This window comes from Phycisphaeraceae bacterium (assembly GCA_015709595.1).
Taxonomy (GTDB): Bacteria; Planctomycetota; Phycisphaerae; order Phycisphaerales; family SM1A02; genus CAADGA01.
In genome coordinates this window covers 2,192,199-2,207,599 of sequence record CP054178.1, presented here as the reverse complement: position 1 = coordinate 2,207,599, position 15,401 = coordinate 2,192,199, and the positions used below count along the sequence as shown (strand labels likewise).

The window sequence follows — 15,401 nt, the reverse complement described above, 5'->3', positions numbered from 1 at the left end:
GATCATCGGACCAGCACGGCATTCCTTCACCAGAGGCCGACATCGCCCATCGTCCCCGGAGCCCCCCATGCCCGTCCACACCGCTCAGCGCACCGTCGCCGCGGAGTTCGCCGCCAACCCCGCCGTGCAGGACGCCATCGAGACCATCGTGCGCGAGCTGCGCGAGCATCAGCAGTCCATCACCCGCGCCCGCGGGCCGATCGGCGAACTCAAGGAGACGTACGCCCAGTGGATCGCGCGGCAGAACGCCATCAAGGGTCGGCCGATCTTCTACCCCTACGTCGGCTCGGGCATCGGACGCGGCCCGCTGGTGGAACTGCTCGACGGCTCGGTGAAGTGGGACCTCATCAACGGCATCGGCGTTCACATGTTCGGCCACAGCGACCCGGACCTGGTGGCCACGGCCCTGCGGGCTTCGCTGGGCGACACCATCATGCAGGGCAACCTGCAGTTCAACGCCGACGCCATCGAGTTCGGCGAGTTCCTCGTCAAGGAGGCATCCAAGGGCTCGAAACTGCGCCACGCCTTCCTCATCAACGGCGGAGCGATGGCCAATGAGTCGGCCCTGAAGGTGTGCATGCAGAAGCGCGAGGGCAAGGCGCCGCGGATTCTGGCCTTCAACGACTGCTTCATGGGCCGCAGCACCACCATGACGCAGATCGGCGACGGGCCCGCCTACCGCGTGGGCGTGACGCTGAACACGCTGGTCGATTACCTGCCCTTCTACGACCCGGATGATGGCGAAGCATCCATCGCACGGGCGAGGTGGCAACTGGAGCAGTACCTGGCCCGCTACCCCGGCCAGCACGCGGCGTGCGTGTTCGAGCTGGTGCAGGGCGAAGGCGGCTTCAACACCGCGCCGCGCGAGTTCTTCGTGCCCCTGGTGGAGCTCTGCCGCAGGCACGGCGTGCCGGTGTGGTTCGACGAAATTCAGACCTTCGGACGCACCACCGAGATGTTCGCGTACGATGCCCTGGGGCTGGGCGAATACGTAGATGTGCTGACGCTGGGCAAGATGAGCCAGGTGTGCGCCTGCATGTTCACGGCGGACATGAACCCCCAGCCGGGGCTGCTCAGCGCCACGTTCCTCGGCTCGACCATCTCACTGCAGGTGGGCAGGGCGATTCTGACCCGACTGCGGGACGGCGGCTACTACGGACCCACCGGGCGCAACGCGCGGCTGCAGGGGGCGTTCCGCACGCACATGAAGGCGCTGATCTCGAAGCATCCCGAGTGGTTCCCCCCCGCGCCGCTGCGAGGCCCCGCGCCCCGCGCCACGACCAACCTGTACGACGGCGCGGGCGGCATGATGCGCTTCACGCCGTTCGGCGGCGACAAGAAGAAGGTCATCGACCTCTGCCACCGGCTGTTCGAGGAGGGCGTGATCGCCTTCTACTGCGGCCACGAGCCCTACCACGTGCGCTTCCTGCCGCCCATCGGCGTCATGGAGCCGGGGCACTTCGATGAGGTGTTCCCGATCGTGGAGCGCGCGATGGCGCGGGTGGTGGCGTGACCTACGACATGCAGGTTGCGAAATGCGAAGTCGAGAGCAATGATTCACCGCTGAGGCGCAGAGGACGCAGAGAGAAACGCCCGATCGGCATCAACTCTGCGATCTCTGCGCCTCTGCGGTGGATCTGATGGCTTCAGCATCACCAGCAGGTTTCATTCGAGATGTTGCTCGATCCGCCGGTCGTCCACCACTCGTCGGATCGCCACGCGCCGACAGCCGAAAGCCCTCTCTCATGTTCGTCATCCGCCAAGCCAATCTCGATGATTCCGCCACGCTGCTGAAGCTGGCCAAGATGGTCCACTTCATCAACCTGCCGGCCGATCCGGACATCATCAACGCCAAGATTCAGCGCTCACGGCGCAGTTTCGCGGGCAAGGCCCACAGCGAGCGTGAGCGCGAGTTCATGTTCGTGGTGGAGGACACCGAGACAGGCAACATCGTCGGCACATCATCAGTCATCGCCGCCAACTCGTGGCCGGGCAAGCCGCACGTGTATTTTCAGGTGCGCCGCCGCGAGCACTGGAGCCGGGATCTGCAGACCGGCGCGGTTCACATGACGCTTCAGCTGGGCACGGACGAAACCGGCCCCTCCGAGATCGGCGGGCTGATTCTCTCCCCCGCCTATCGCGGGCACAAGGAGAAACTCGGCTCGCTTCTGTCGCTGGTGCGGTTTCACTTCATCGCGCTCAACCGCGGCTGGTTCGCGCCGCGCGTCATCGCGGAGATGATGGCCCCGCTCACGCCCGACAGCCGCAACACGCTGTGGGAGTACCTCGGCCGCCGCTTCATCAACCTGAGTTACGCCGAGGCGGACCTGTTCTGCCAGCATTCCAAGGAGTTCATGATCTCGCTGCTGCCGCACAGCGAGATTTACGTGTCGCTGCTGCCGCCCGAGGCCCGCAACCTGATCGGCAAGGTGGGCAAGGAGACGGAGCCGGCCAAGAAGATGCTGGAGAACCTCGGCTTCAAGTATCTGGGCCATGTCGATCCCTTCGACGGCGGGCCGTACCTCGAGACCATGGTGGCGGACATTCCCGTGGTGCAGTCGACGCGGGCGATGAAGCTCGCTCCGCCACGATCGGCATACGCGGGCCGCGCCATCGTGAGCGCCACGGGCGAAACGGGCTTCCGCGCCATGCGCTGCCCCTGCACCATCGAGGGCGACGCCATCAGCATTCCCCGCGAGAACGCCGAAGCCATCGGCGCGGTCGCCGGAGGCGAGGTGGGCGTCACGCCCGTGCCGGAGAAGTCCGATCGTCCCGCCGCCACGGGAAACCCCAGTGAAGCAAAGGCGGTCGCGTGATGACTGAAGCGCTGACCCAGCGGCCGTCGGACTACGTGGGAGGCCGCTTCATCGGCATCCCCGGCGACTCGGTGCAGTCGCGCAATCCCGCGGCGCCGGACTCCGTCGTGTGGTCGGGCTCGCCGCGACTGGAGCACGTGAATCAGGCCGTCGAAGCCGCCCGCGCGGCCCTCCCCGCGTGGTCCGCGCTGCCGATGGATCAGCGCATCGAGCACTTGCGTTGCTGGCAGCAGGCGGTCACGAAACATGCCGAACGCCTGGCCGGACTCATCACCGACGAGATGGGGAAGATCCTCTCCGAGTCGCGCTTCGAGGCCAGGGCGCTGGCGGACAAGGTGGATATCACGCTTTCGGAGCCGAGCATTTCGCGCGTGCGCCAGTACCAGGTGCAGGCCGCCCCCTCGCGGCTGGGCCTCTGCCGCTTCAAGCCGCACGGCGTGATGACGGTGATCGGCCCGTTCAACTTCCCGGCCCACCTGCCCAACGGCCACTTCGTGCCCGCGCTGCTGATGGGAAACACCATCGTCTGCAAGCCCTCCGACAAGACCCCGGCAACGGGCCAGTTGATGGCTGAACTGATGCACGAGGCGGGCCTGCCGCCCGGCGTGTTCAACGTGGTGCAGGGCGGCGCGAATATCGCCTCGTCGCTCGTCATGCACGACGATATCGACGGCATCCTCTTCACCGGCTCGTGGCCCGTGGGTCGCCGGATTCTCGAGGCCAACCTTGACCGACCCGGGCGCATCATCGCACTGGAGATGGGCGGCAACAACGCGGCGGTGGTGATGCCATCCGCCAACCTGCGGCAGGCGGTGCTGGAGTGTCTGCGAGCCGGCTTCGCCACCAGCGGCCAGCGCTGCACCTGTACGCGCCGGATCATCCTGCACCGCACTGTCGCCGATCGCTTCATCGCCGCATTCTGCAAGGCGGCCAGCACGATTCTCGTCGGCCCGGGGCGCGCGACTGAGCCGGTCTTCATGGGCCCGGTTGTGAGCGAGCAGGCGGCGATGGCCGTGCTTCAGTTCCAGCATGATCTGGCCCGGCGCGGCGGACAGGTGCTCGTCGAATCCACGCGCATGAGTCGGCCCGGCTGGTTCGTCACGCCCGGCGTGGTGCGCGTCGAGCGTTTCACGCTCGATCACGACCAGGAGGTCTTCGGTCCGCTGGTGCAGATCGCCGTGGTGAACGACCTCGATGAGGCCATCGGGCAGACCAACGCCTCGCGCTATGGCCTGGCGGCGTCGATCTTCACCGCCGACGATGGCGAGTACGAGCGGTTCTTCCACGCCGCCCGCGCCGGGTGCATCAACCGCAACACCGGCACGGCCGGGGCCTCCAGCAAACTGCCCTTCGGCGGTCTCGGCCGCAGCGGCAACCACCGCCCGGCGGGCGCCTTCAGCGTGGACTACTGCGCCTACCCCGTGGCGAACATGGTGGAGACGAGCACCGACGCCGCCCCGCCGACCGGCATGCTGTGGGACGATCGGTGGGTTTTGTAGATCAACACCGAGAAACACGCGAGGGACACAGAGAAGAAGACTGTCCACAGATGGACACGGATGAAATGGATGGTTGAAGCGAGAGAACCTTCCGTTCGATCGGCTCGGGATCGTTCAGGCAATCGGCCCTGTTCTGCAAGAATCCAACGAGAGCCCGTGTTTCGGTCTGGTGTGACCGACCGTGAAGTGAACGAACTCGATCTCCTCCCCTCCTGCATCCGTGCCCATCCATGTTCATCTGTGGACGATTCTCCCCTCTGTGTTTCTCTCGTGTCACTCTGTGTTGAACCGCGGCCTCGGTGGGATGAAGCCCGTCGGCCGCTCCAGCCCGGCCTCGCGCAGGGCGCGTTCCCAGTCGATGCGGGTGTAGAGGATCGTCCCCGCCGTCACGCCCACGGGCAGCATGAGCAGCCCCACGAAGGGTATCAGGAAGAGCAGCTGCATCGCCACGCCGAAACCGAGCAGCTCCCAGCGATGCACGCGCAGCACCGGGGCTTTGTGGCGGTTGCGCAGGTTGTTGCGGGCCATCGACGTGTCGAAATACCCCAGCCCCGCGAAGTGCGCGCCCACCAGAAAGAGCGGCAGAAAGCCCACCAGCGGCACGAAAATGAGCGGCAGCACCAGCAGCGTCCACAGAATCTGACGCCCGAGAATGCCGATCGCATCGAGCATGCTCTGGACCATCAGCGCCGTCGTCACGCGCAGGGGCAGCGACTGCTTCTCCTTCGGCTCGCAGATGGCCCGCTCCACGCGCTCCGAGAGCATGTCGTTGAAGGGCGCGGCCACGATCAACCCCACCATCGTGAAGGTGTAGTAGCACAACAGCAGCAGCACCGGCACCGCCACCAGCCACTTGAGCGGTCCAAGCGACCAGTTGATCGCCGTGGAGAGCCACCCGCCGAAGCCCCACCAGAACTCCCACGGCCCCACCTGCACGTCGATCAGCCCGATCAGCCACACCGCGCCCGCCAGGAACAGCACGTACAGCAGCACGTTGAAAACCAGCGGCAGCGCCGCGAATCGCTTCAGCCCGCGCGTGGTCAGCAGCAGGTTCACCGCCCGCATGGGCAGCGAGAAGCCGTGGGCGAACGCCGCCATGGGCGACCCGACGGGCGAAACCGACGCGGATTGGTGCTCATGCCCGGTCATCACCAATGTTCTTGGTACCCGACTGCTCCTGCTTTCCCTACAGCACCAGCCGCACCACCGCCTGCGTGACCACCATCGCGTACACCCCCGCGATCAGGTCATCCGCGAGGATGCCCCAGCCGCTCCGCAGCCGCTGAATCCCCCCTGCGGGCGGCGGCTTGAGGATGTCGAACACGCGGAACGATGCGAACGCGATCCCCGCCAGCATGGCGTTCCAGCCCAGCGAGCCATCGCCCAACCCCCACGGCAGCAGCAGCAGCGGAATCGCCTGCCCCGCCGTCTCATCCGCCACCACCTGGGGCGGATCCTTGCGGCCGAACAGTTCCTCGCCCAGCGCGCCGAAGCGGATGCAGCCGATCGCGCCCGTCAGCCCCATCATCGCGATGCAGACATCCACCGTCCAGCGCTGCGATGGATCGACGACCAGCGTCAGCGCCAGCGCGAGCACCACGGGGGGCAGCGAGCCCCACGTTCCGGGCGCGGGGCGCAGCAACCCCAGCCCGCCCATCGTCAGCACCAGTCGCGGCCCGTTCAACCCCCCGCTCCCGATTTGCCCGCGCCCCGCCCGCGCGACTTCATCACTCTCCAGAAGTCCAGCACGTAGGGCACGCCCGAGCCGATGGTCACGAACACCGTGCCCCACACCAGGATGTCGCGCAGCCACACCGCCCACGTGTTCTGCTTGAGCGCCGGGTCGAAGTTCACCGCCACGCAGATCGCCACCGGAATGGCGATGGTCTGCAGGATCATCTTGGCCTTGCCCCACCAGTTGGAGGAGAAGTCCACGCCCATCGCCTCGGCCACGCTGCGCACGCCCGTGACCAGCAGCTCGCGGAAGATGACGACCACGGCCATCCACGGGTAGACGCCGCTGGACATGGCGAAGAGCTCGCCGCCCACCACCTTCTCGGGCATGACAAAGCGAGGCCCGGCCAGGTACACGAACGCCCCCAGCACCAGCACCTTGTCGCACACCGGGTCCATGATGCGCCCGAACACCGACACCACCTGCCAGCGCCGCGCCAGGTAGCCGTCCAGCGCATCGGTCACTGCGGCCAGGATGAACAGCGTCAGCCCCACGTTGCCCCAGAAGGGCAGCGGATTGGCGTGGTCATAGCGCCAGACGTTGAGCGAGGCGAAGAAGGCCCCCGCCAGCACAAGCCGGGCGACCGTGAGCGCATTGGGCAGATGCCGCTGCAGGGGGGAAGGCGGCGGGGAGAGCGGGGCGGAAGACATGCCGGGATGGTACACGGGATAGGGGGAAACGCACGCTCCTGTTCGTTCAGCGAGCAGGGTGGGGTACGTCCTCGAACCCCACCGGTGCCCGCCACGGCTCGGAGTATCGGTGGGATTCCCAAAGCGCCATCCCACCCTTTGTCTCTACGTCCCTGAAGGGGTGCCACGGCCGTGTCGGCCGTGCGTTCGTGCGGGAGCCGTGCGGCCGGCAGAGTGATCGAGTCGCGATGGGGACGCTCGAACCGAAGCATCGGCGCGATCGAACGTCACTGCCCGCTCGCACGGCTGAGACAGCCGTGGCACACGCTGCGAACCGGTCGAACCCCCCGAACCCTCCTCTATTCGACAACACTCCCCCGCCACCCCGCTTCAACACCCTTGCCCAGCAGCGTCCAGCAGCGCTCCAGCAGCTCGCGCGTGCCTTCCTTTGATGCGGCGGAGATCAGCAGCGGACGGTCTTCCTCCTTCACCAGCCCCAGCCGGTTGCTGAAACGCCGCACGATCTCGTTCACCTTCGCCTCGTCGTCGATCAGATCCACCTTGTTGAAGACCACGATCTCCGGCTTCTCGGCCAGCGGGGCGGAGTAGTCGAAGAGTTCCTTGCGGATCGTCTCGTAGTTGCGGATGGGGTCCGAGCCGTCCAGCGGGGCAATGTCGATCAGATGCACCAGCACCGCGGTGCGCTCAATGTGGCGCAGGAAGTCGTGCCCCAGGCCCGCGCCCTGAGCCGCGCCCTCGACCAGGCCGGGGATGTCGGCGACGACCAGGCGTCGCTCGTCCGTCAGTTCCGCGATACCCAGGTGCGGCTGCAGCGTGGTGAAGGGGTAATCCGCCACCTTGGGCGTGGCCCGGCTCACCGCCCGCAGCAGCGTGGACTTGCCCGCGTTGGGAAGCCCGATCAATCCCACATCCGCGATGAGCTTCAGTTCCAGCCGAAGCACCCGCTCCTCGCCCACGGCGCCGGGTGTGGACTCTCGCGGCGTCTGGTTGGTGGGGCTCTTGAAGTGTTCGTTGCCCAGGCCGCCTTCGCCGCCGCGGGCGACGATGAGCCGCTGCCCGTGGGTGGTGACATCCCCCAGAAACTCGCCTGTGTGGTGATCGTAGATGACGGTTCCCAGTGGGACGCGAATCTCGCAGTCCGCACCGTCGGCCCCGGTCATCTGACGCCCCTGTCCTGGCAGACCGCTCTTGGCGCGATGGTGCGGCTTCTGGGTGAAGGCGACGAGGGTGTCGAGGTGGGAGTCGCCGACGAGGACGACGTCGCCGCCATCGCCGCCGTTGCCGCCGTCCGGTCCGCCCTTGGGGATGTACTTCTCGCGCCGGAATGAGACGCAGCCGTGCCCGCCATCGCCGGCACGCACGAACAGGATGGCTTCATCGACAAGGGCTGACATGGTTCAATCGTTGGTCAGGCAGGCCGCTGGTGGGGATGGAGTGATTCCTGACGGTGCTGCTCGTGGCGGGTGATGAAAGGCCGGCGGGACGCCTGCTCCACTGGTCCGTGGAAAGCAGGCAGGCCTCTGCTCCACTGCTTCCTTCCTTGCGGCAGGCGGGGACGTCCGTCCCACCATCTCCTTCAATAACAACGGGGCGCCGCGCGGCGCCCCGGGGACAATCGAATCAGGCACAGCCGACGCCTTCAGCCGCCTGCCACGCTGCCTGCGGCCTTGTACGCCGGTACCGAAGAATCCTCGGGGATGATGTCCACGAAGCGGCTGCGGAAGCGGACAATGCCCGGCGCGGTCGCGTAGAGGGTGTTGTCGCTGCCCATCTTGACCAGGTATCCCGGCTTGAAGCGCGTTCCGCACTGACGCACGATAATCGCGCCCGGCTGCGCCCGCTCCCCGCCGAACAGCTTCAGTCCGCGGTACTGCGGGTTGGAGTCGCGACCGTTCTTGACCGAGCCCTGTCCCTTTTTGTGTGCCACGACGACACGCTCCCATCAGTTTCCGACGCCCGACGACGCCGGGATCGTCTCAAGCCGAACGCGAACCGGCACAATCGCCGGTGCGAGCACGAACACTAGGCGGGGATCGCCGCGGATTCAACCCCGAGCGGGCGACTGCGGCGAATCGCTCAACGCATCACCCAGTCCTCGCTGGCCAGTTCCACCGGGGTGCTGCGGCGTGAAAGGGGGTCGCCGGGCACCACGTAGTTGCGCTGCAGGGTCTTCTGCAGGACGATGCGCTGACCCGTGACCGGATTGTTGACCTCCGCCGTTTCACCGCTGATGCCGGAGACGAAGACCGACAACTCCGTGGCCTGGAGATTGTGGGCTGGCCAGACCACCAACCCCTCGATGGCGTTGTCGTGCCCGACGAAGATCTTGCCGATCACCTGGTTCTGACGCTGCAGGAAGGGGTTGCCCAGCAGTTCGATGAGTGACATCTCGACGGAGGGCGGCACGCCCTCGCCGCCGTCCGTGATCTCGCCGGTGTCGGCGAAGAGCGTCACGCGCGGCGCCCAGAACCGATCCTGCCCCGTGAGGTTGGTGACCTTGTAGGTGAAGTACCAGTAGGCCTGCCCGCCCCCGGCGCGGTCGACGTACAGCCGGAGCGGCCCCGGCTGGAAGGTCAGTTCCCAGCGGATCGGCACACGGGCCGGCTTGGGATAGGCCAGCGCGCCCGCGGTGAGCGCCAGCACCGCCATCGCGGCGACGAGAGTGGCGGATCGACGAAGGGAAACGGACGTCAGTCGTGCCATCGGAAGAATCCTCGGACAGACAATGGAGCAGACCGCCCGCCGAAAGGGGGGCAAGCGGGGTATTCTAATGGAAGTCAGGCGGAACGCCAACCCCCCGGCAACGGGAAAGGGCAGGAAACCCGCCGTCCCGGCTTCCCACCCACCCGGCCCGACGGGCGCGGGCATTCCCCGCGATCCGTCGCCTCCGACCCGCCGCTCCATCGATGACCACTCTCCACCCATCCATTGCGGGGCTGGCGACAGCGGAAGCCGGGTTCCCAGTCCGGGTGACCCCGTCGTGGCGTCCTGAGGCCGCCGCCCGTCTGGTCTCCGCGGGAGAGCGGCCCGATCCTGTGGCGGGCGAACGGTTCCTGGCCTATGCGTCGGACAACCGCATCACGCTCGATCACTGGTGGATGGTGACCGACCGGCGGGGGGAGATTCTCGGATGCGCCATCGCCGTACCTAATCCCGGGCGCACGGCGATGGTCTTCGCCAGCCGGGGCGTTCGGGACGGTCGGGCCGAGGCGACGGTGCGCGCCGTGGACCGCGCCTGTCAGGACGCCTGCGAAGCCGGCGCGCGACTGGCGCAGGCGCTCATCGAGCCCCGCGAGCGGGCCGAAAGGCGCGTTCTGGAGCAGGCGGGTTTCTCAACACTCGCCATGCTCTCGTACATGGAGCGGCGCCACGAGCGCCATGACGCGAAGTCGCACCCCGAGCCGGCGCTCGGCGGATCGATCTCACTGGAGCCCTTCTCACGCGCCGCGCGGATGGACTTCGTGGAGGCGCTGGGTGCGTCGTATGAAGGCACGCTCGACTGCCCGGGCCTGAGCGGACTGCGCGATCCTTCCGACGTGCTGACCGGGCACCAGGCCACGGGATGCTTCGAGCCATCGCTGTGGACGCTGCTGCGCGTTGACGGGCGACCGTCCGGCGTGCTGCTGCTCAACCCCACGCCGCGCCAGGGATCGATCGAACTGGTCTACCTTGGACTGGCGCCGTGGGCGCGAGGACGCGGACTTGGTTCGGCGCTGCTGCGGCACGGACTGCGTCAGACCGCGTCGCGATCGGAGCGCACGCTGTCGCTGGCGGTGGACGAGCGAAACGAGCCGGCGCGTCGGCTGTACGCGCGCCATGGTTTCACGTGCGTGCTGCGTCGTCAGGCGCTGATCCGCGCGATGGAGACCTCTTGATCGCGTGTCAAGTCGCACGGGGCCGGCGCCGCTTCTCAGATGTTGTCCACATCGAACGCGCGCGCTGTGCATAACGTGGCGCAAGAAAATCTGTGCGCGATCCGAACCCGCGTGGCTGCGGGGTTTCCGTCGCCTTGAACGCGGTTGGTGATCGCCAGCATCGCCGCCACCCCTTGTCCGAAACGATCCGACGACTATTCTCTGCCTCGTCGCTCAGGGATGAGCGATCCCGACCGAACCTGACGTGACCATCCACGGTCGTCGCCGCGCATCACGCACGGGCGCTCGACTCGACGGGCCGATGGGCGGGGCATGCGTCCTGTGGACGATACCCGCCCGACACGTCGGCTGACGGATGGCGCGCGGAGCACCGCGCGTGGGGCGCGGGCGGGCGTCTCGGACGGATTCCGAACTCACCAACCCAACGGTCCGGCGAACTGCCTTCGGGCGGGCACTGTTGCCCCGCGCCCGCGGGCCACGAGAGAACGCATGACCACGCGAACCAGACCTCAACCACGAGCAAAGGAGTTGCCTGTGAGTGCGGCGGCGAAACAGGTGTCGGAATACCTGGCCAAACGACTTGGTGAACGAAAGTATGACCTGTGGTTCGGACCCGCCACCCGGTTCCGGATCGACGGCAAGAAGCTGGAGGTGACGGCGAAGAATCAGCGGGTGGCGGACTGGATCGGCGCCAACTTCGCCGAGGATCTGCGGCAGGCCGCTGAAATGACCCTGGGCGCGCAGGCCGTGGTGGACGTGCGCGTGGACGAAGCCCCCGACGCCATGAGCAACGGCCTGCACACGCCCGCCAGGCAGGCCGCGCCCAGCGCCGTTCCCTCGCCCGGCCCGGCGCGCCGCAACGACTTGGCCGGCGCCCGACGGCCCGATCTCTCCCTGCCGCTGCGTCACCGCTTCGAGGACTTCGTGGTCGGCGCGACCAACGAACTCGCCTTCACCGCAGCCACCCGACTCGCCGAGGCGCCCGATCCGCGGACCTTGGGCGCGCTGTTCATCCACGGGGAGTGCGGCGTGGGCAAGACGCACCTGCTGCAGGCGGTGTGTCGGCGTCACCTCGACCGCTTCCCCGGCGCCACCGTGCGCTACACCACCTGCGAGCAGTTCACCAATGAGTACATCGTGGCGGTGAAGAACAACTCGGTGGAGCAGTTCCGCCGCAAGGTGCGCGGGCTCGACCTGCTGGCCGTGGATGACGTTCACTTCCTGTCCAACAAGACCGCGACGCAGAACGAGTTTCTGCACACGCTTGACGCCATCGACCTCTCGGGAGCCCGCCTGGCGATGGCGTCGGATGAGCATCCACGCCATCTCAAGGCCGTCAGCCGGGCGCTGATCAGCCGCTTCCTCGCAGGCATGGTGTGCCAGATCGAGCCCCCCGACCGCGGCACGCGACTGGCCCTCGTCAGGCGGCTGGCGGAACGTCGCGGGCTGCGCCTCAACGACGCCGCCGCGGAGCAGGTGGCGGCTCACTGCGTCGGCTCGGTGCGCGAGATGGAGGGCGTGCTCTCGAAACTGGACGCGCTCTGCCGGCTCGAAGGCGAGGGTCAGGGCGAGGTCGGCTGCGTGATGATCGAGCGGCTCTTCAAGGCCGACGCACCCGGAGGCAGGCCCCTGCGGGTCAACACCATCATCGACGCGGTCTGCGCCCGGCTCTGCGTCGAGCGGGGCGACCTGCTGGGCAAGACGCGCCACCATCGCGTGGTCATCGCCCGGGGGCTGATCTCCTACCTCGCCCGCGAACTGACCACGCTCAGCTTCCCCGAGATCGGACGGGCCCTGGGACGGCGGAATCATTCCACCGTGCTCACCGCCGGACGCCGCGTGGGCGACCAGATCGAGCGCAACGAGCGCATCGACCTGGAGGACGGAGGCGAACCGGTGCCGCTCCGGGAGCTGGCCGACCGGCTGCGTCATGACATCCGGCGGCTTCCGCGGGAGTGAGGACTCACCCGCTTCTTCCTCTCCGGGCGGGGCGCGCGCAGGGTGGCGCGCGCCCCGCCGCGCCGCATCGTGAAAGTCGGCGTACACTCCACGCGAATGGCTCGGGGCGCCCAGGGCATCTTTCTGCTTCCGTGCATCGCGCTGATCCTCGGCGCCGTGGCGTCATCGGCCCGGGCGCAGGCGACCGACGCGTCCGCATCCGCCATCTCGGAGCTTCGCTCCGCCGTCACCGTGCAGCGCAGCGGGGCGCATCACGATCTGCTCCGCGCCTTGCGCGCCTTGCGCGACCCGTCGCTCACCCCGCTGTTCAGTCGTCTCACCTCGCATGACGACGCGGTGATCCGCATCAATGGCATCCTCGGGCTGGCGGAACTCAGCGAGGCGAGACGCATCGACCCGTGGCTCATCAGCAAGCTCGACTCCGAGGCCAATCGTCTCTACGCCGTCAACCTCGCCATCGGGTTGAACCTGGTCACCCCCGCCGACCTGCGACTGATGCTCGGCTGGAACGACCTGCAGGAGACGCCCCGGCTGGCCATCCTGGCTGACCTGGTGCGCCGGCGTGAGCAGGTCAGCCCGGATGAGGTGCGCCCCCTGCTCGCCTCGACCACGGAGGCCGTCAAGACCGTGGCCGCGTGCCTCATGGTGCAACTGACGGATTCGCGCGAATGGATTCAGCCCTTCCTGTCGCGGCTGGAGACGCTGGACGACAAGGCCCGGCTGAAGGACGAACTCTGGCTGGTGAGCGACATCGGACGCTACCGGCTTGATCGGATGCAGTGGTGGCTGGACGCGATCCTCGCCCGCCCGGCGCTCGACCCCGCCCTGGAGCAGGTCGCCATCGCCAGTTCGCTGCGCACCGACGCGGAGCGCGGCGTATCGGCCTGGCGGAAGCGGCTGGCCGCCGCCCGCACCGGGACGGAGCGGTCTCGACTCGGGCTGCTGCTTTTCGCCGCCGCCGCCGAGATGGATATTCCGGCGGACCCCTTCGCGCTGCTCCGCGACGGCGAGATCCTCAACGACCGGGTCGCCGCGGCCGGGGCGGCGCTGGCCACGCCGGAGAAGGCCGCCGCCGCGCTGCGCGAGGTGATCGATCTGGACCACTGGCGCAGCAGCGAAATCGTGATGATCGCCGTCGAGCGCCTGCCGGTCGCCGAGCGGCTGGGCGTGCTGGAGCACGCGGTTCGGCGCATGTTCCGCAGCGATCACCGCCGCGAGGAGCGCGAGGCCATCGCCATCCGCGCCATCGCCATGCTCGTCGAGCTCGATGCTCCGCGGGCGCTGGCTCTGCTGGCCGAGGCGGAGGATGACAGCCGCCAGCAGGAGGCCCTGCTGATGGGCCTGCTCGCCTCCAACCGTCCCGAGGCCCTGGAAGGAGCCAGGAAGCTGCGGCGCATCGGCCTGGGCCGCGCGGATTCGCTGGCGCTGATTCTCATCGCCCGGCACAGCGAATCGCTCACCGCGTCTGAACTGCGCGACCTGGGCGCCATCGCCTCCGGACAGGGCCGGGTCTCCCCCTCGCACAAGGTTCAGGCGGCGTGGCTCTACCTGAGGCACGCGAAGCGCATCGAACACGCGATGGCGGAGTTGTTCCGGTCCTCCGGCGGCGCGGGCGACGCCAGGACGGGCGGCGCTTCGCGCTGAACTCTCACACCGCGCCACCACGCACTTCAACCCCGGAGCCCATCGTGTCGGAATCGATCCCGCTCAGTCGCCCGGACATCACCGACCACGAGATCGACGCCGTCGCCGCCACGCTTCGATCGGGACGGCTGAGTCTGGGCCCGCGCGTTCCGGAGTTCGAGTACCACATCGCTTCGCGCGCCCATCGCGCCCACGCCGTGGCGGTCAACTCCGGCACGTCGGGCCTGCAACTGGCGCTCATGGCGCTGGGCGTGGGGCCGGGCGACGAGGTCATCACGCCGGCCTTCAGTTTCGTGGCCTCGGCCAACTGCATCATGCACGTCGGGGCCACGCCGGTGTTCGTGGACTGCGATCCCGGCACGCTCAACGTCAAGCCCGAGGACATCGAACGCCGCATCACCGAGCGCACCAAGGCCATCATCGCGGTCGAGGTGTTCGGGAACCCCGCTCACATGCCCGAGATCGAGGCGCTGGCCAACCGTCACGAGATTCCGCTCGTGGAGGACTGCTGCGAGGGGCTCGGCTGCCGCATCGACGGACGCCCCGTCGGCTCCTTCGGGCGCGTGGGCGTGTTCAGTTTCTACCCCAACAAGCAGGTGACGGCGGGCGAGGCGGGGGTCATCGTGACCGACGACGACAACCTCGCGTCCCTGTGCCGCTCGCTGCGCAACCAGGGGCGGCCTGACAATCCCGAAGCCGTGCCGGGGCTGGGCTCGTGGCTCGTGCATGAGCGGGTGGGGTACAACTACCGGCTGTCGGAGCTTCACGCGGCCCTGGGCGTGGCCCAGATGGAGCGTTTCGACGAGATCATGGAGAAGCGCAGCCGCGTCGCCGCCGCCTACACCCGCCGGCTGGCCGGTCACCGCGACCTGATTCTGCCCACCATCGAGCCAAGCACGGTGATGAACTGGTTCGTCTACGTGGTGCGCCTGTCCACCGAGTTCACCGAACTCGATCGCAATGAGATCATCGCCGGCCTGCGGCGCCATGATGTCGGAGCCAGCAACTACTTCCCGCCGATCCCCATGCTGCCGTTTTATCGTCGCATGTTCGACTTCTCGCCGGAGGACTTTCCCTGCGCCGTCAGCGCCAGCACGCGCACCATCGCGCTGCCGTTCTACAGCGCGCTGCGCGAGCGTGAGGTCGATCTGGTCTGCCAGACGCTGGACGTGATGATCGGGCGCAGCACGTTTGCGCGTCGGGCGGGGTGACGCAACCGGGCG

Annotated in this window: 13 protein-coding genes; 7 read left to right on the top strand and 6 right to left on the bottom strand. The window is 67.8% G+C overall.

Annotation, left to right across the window (positions count from 1 at the left end; translation table 11 throughout):
* Nucleotides 1-67: 67 nt before the first annotated feature.
* From HRU76_09355 to HRU76_09345, 3 genes are all read left to right on the top strand, one after another.
* On the top strand, nt 68-1,513 hold the full coding sequence (locus HRU76_09355) for an aminotransferase class III-fold pyridoxal phosphate-dependent enzyme (protein ID QOJ17777.1): 1,446 nt from the start codon (nt 68-70) through the stop codon (nt 1,511-1,513).
* A gap of 232 nt (nt 1,514-1,745) precedes the next feature.
* The gene (locus HRU76_09350) at nt 1,746-2,816 is read left to right on the top strand and encodes an arginine N-succinyltransferase (GenBank protein QOJ17776.1); all 1,071 of its coding nucleotides are present in this window, start codon (nt 1,746-1,748) and stop codon (nt 2,814-2,816) included.
* Nucleotides 2,816-4,315, top strand: coding sequence for an aldehyde dehydrogenase family protein (locus HRU76_09345; GenBank protein QOJ17775.1), 1,500 nt, complete (start codon nt 2,816-2,818; stop codon nt 4,313-4,315). Before HRU76_09350 ends, HRU76_09345 begins: the two co-directional genes overlap by 1 nt.
* 273 nt (nt 4,316-4,588) lie before the next feature.
* Here HRU76_09345 and HRU76_09340 read toward each other — a convergent pair whose 3' ends face one another.
* The 6 genes from HRU76_09340 to HRU76_09315 all read right to left on the bottom strand — a co-directional run bounded on the left by HRU76_09340 (nt 4,589) and on the right by HRU76_09315 (nt 9,403).
* Nucleotides 4,589-5,464 carry an EI24 domain-containing protein gene (locus tag HRU76_09340; protein ID QOJ17774.1) on the bottom strand — a complete coding sequence of 292 codons (876 nt, stop codon included), beginning with the start codon at nt 5,462-5,464 and terminating at the stop codon, nt 4,589-4,591.
* Between the two features lie 37 nt (nt 5,465-5,501).
* Nucleotides 5,502-5,999, bottom strand: coding sequence for a phosphatidylglycerophosphatase A (locus tag HRU76_09335; GenBank protein ID QOJ17773.1), 498 nt, complete (start codon nt 5,997-5,999; stop codon nt 5,502-5,504).
* Nucleotides 5,996-6,700: a CDP-alcohol phosphatidyltransferase family protein gene (locus HRU76_09330; protein QOJ17772.1), complete on the bottom strand. Its 705-nt coding sequence runs from the start codon at nt 6,698-6,700 to the stop codon at nt 5,996-5,998. Before HRU76_09330 ends, HRU76_09335 begins: the two co-directional genes overlap by 4 nt.
* Nucleotides 6,701-7,038: 338 nt before the next feature.
* Nucleotides 7,039-8,094: an Obg family GTPase CgtA gene (cgtA, locus tag HRU76_09325; protein ID QOJ17771.1), complete on the bottom strand. Its 1,056-nt coding sequence runs from the start codon at nt 8,092-8,094 to the stop codon at nt 7,039-7,041.
* Nucleotides 8,095-8,339: 245 nt separating this feature from the next.
* Complete coding sequence (gene rpmA, locus HRU76_09320) at nt 8,340-8,627, bottom strand: 50S ribosomal protein L27 (protein ID QOJ17770.1); 288 nt, start codon at nt 8,625-8,627, stop codon at nt 8,340-8,342.
* A 149-nt stretch (nt 8,628-8,776) separates the two neighbouring features.
* Nucleotides 8,777-9,403, bottom strand: coding sequence for a hypothetical protein (locus tag HRU76_09315; GenBank protein QOJ17769.1), 627 nt, complete (start codon nt 9,401-9,403; stop codon nt 8,777-8,779).
* Nucleotides 9,404-9,606: 203 nt separating this feature from the next.
* Here HRU76_09315 and HRU76_09310 point away from each other — a divergent pair, with 203 nt between their 5' ends.
* From HRU76_09310 to HRU76_09295, 4 genes are all read left to right on the top strand, one after another.
* Nucleotides 9,607-10,575, top strand: a complete 969-nt coding sequence (locus HRU76_09310) for a GNAT family N-acetyltransferase (protein QOJ17768.1) — start codon at nt 9,607-9,609, stop codon at nt 10,573-10,575.
* A 489-nt stretch (nt 10,576-11,064) separates the two neighbouring features.
* Nucleotides 11,065-12,534: an ATP-binding protein gene (locus HRU76_09305; protein ID QOJ17767.1), complete on the top strand. Its 1,470-nt coding sequence runs from the start codon at nt 11,065-11,067 to the stop codon at nt 12,532-12,534.
* Between the two features lie 96 nt (nt 12,535-12,630).
* The gene (locus HRU76_09300) at nt 12,631-14,178 is read left to right on the top strand and encodes a hypothetical protein (protein QOJ17766.1); all 1,548 of its coding nucleotides are present in this window, start codon (nt 12,631-12,633) and stop codon (nt 14,176-14,178) included.
* 44 nt (nt 14,179-14,222) lie between these two features.
* A complete protein-coding gene (locus HRU76_09295) occupies nt 14,223-15,389 on the top strand; it encodes a DegT/DnrJ/EryC1/StrS family aminotransferase (GenBank protein QOJ17765.1) in 1,167 nt (388 codons plus the stop codon).
* Nucleotides 15,390-15,401: the final 12 nt, after the last annotated feature.

Excerpts from the sequence above, each read along its gene's own strand:
- HRU76_09330 (QOJ17772.1), bottom strand. The coding sequence starts at position 6,700 with ATGTCTTCCGCCCCGCTCTCCCCGCCGCCTTCCCCCCTGCAGCGGCAT.
- HRU76_09300 (QOJ17766.1), top strand. The coding sequence starts at position 12,631 with ATGGCTCGGGGCGCCCAGGGCATCTTTCTGCTTCCGTGCATCGCGCTG.
- HRU76_09355 (QOJ17777.1), top strand. The coding sequence starts at position 68 with ATGCCCGTCCACACCGCTCAGCGCACCGTCGCCGCGGAGTTCGCCGCC.
- HRU76_09310 (QOJ17768.1), top strand. The coding sequence starts at position 9,607 with ATGACCACTCTCCACCCATCCATTGCGGGGCTGGCGACAGCGGAAGCC.
- cgtA (QOJ17771.1), bottom strand. The coding sequence starts at position 8,094 with ATGTCAGCCCTTGTCGATGAAGCCATCCTGTTCGTGCGTGCCGGCGAT.
- HRU76_09350 (QOJ17776.1), top strand. The coding sequence starts at position 1,746 with ATGTTCGTCATCCGCCAAGCCAATCTCGATGATTCCGCCACGCTGCTG.
- HRU76_09315 (QOJ17769.1), bottom strand. The coding sequence starts at position 9,403 with ATGGCACGACTGACGTCCGTTTCCCTTCGTCGATCCGCCACTCTCGTC.
- HRU76_09345 (QOJ17775.1), top strand. The coding sequence starts at position 2,816 with ATGACTGAAGCGCTGACCCAGCGGCCGTCGGACTACGTGGGAGGCCGC.
- HRU76_09340 (QOJ17774.1), bottom strand. The coding sequence starts at position 5,464 with ATGACCGGGCATGAGCACCAATCCGCGTCGGTTTCGCCCGTCGGGTCG.
- HRU76_09305 (QOJ17767.1), top strand. The coding sequence starts at position 11,065 with ATGACCACGCGAACCAGACCTCAACCACGAGCAAAGGAGTTGCCTGTG.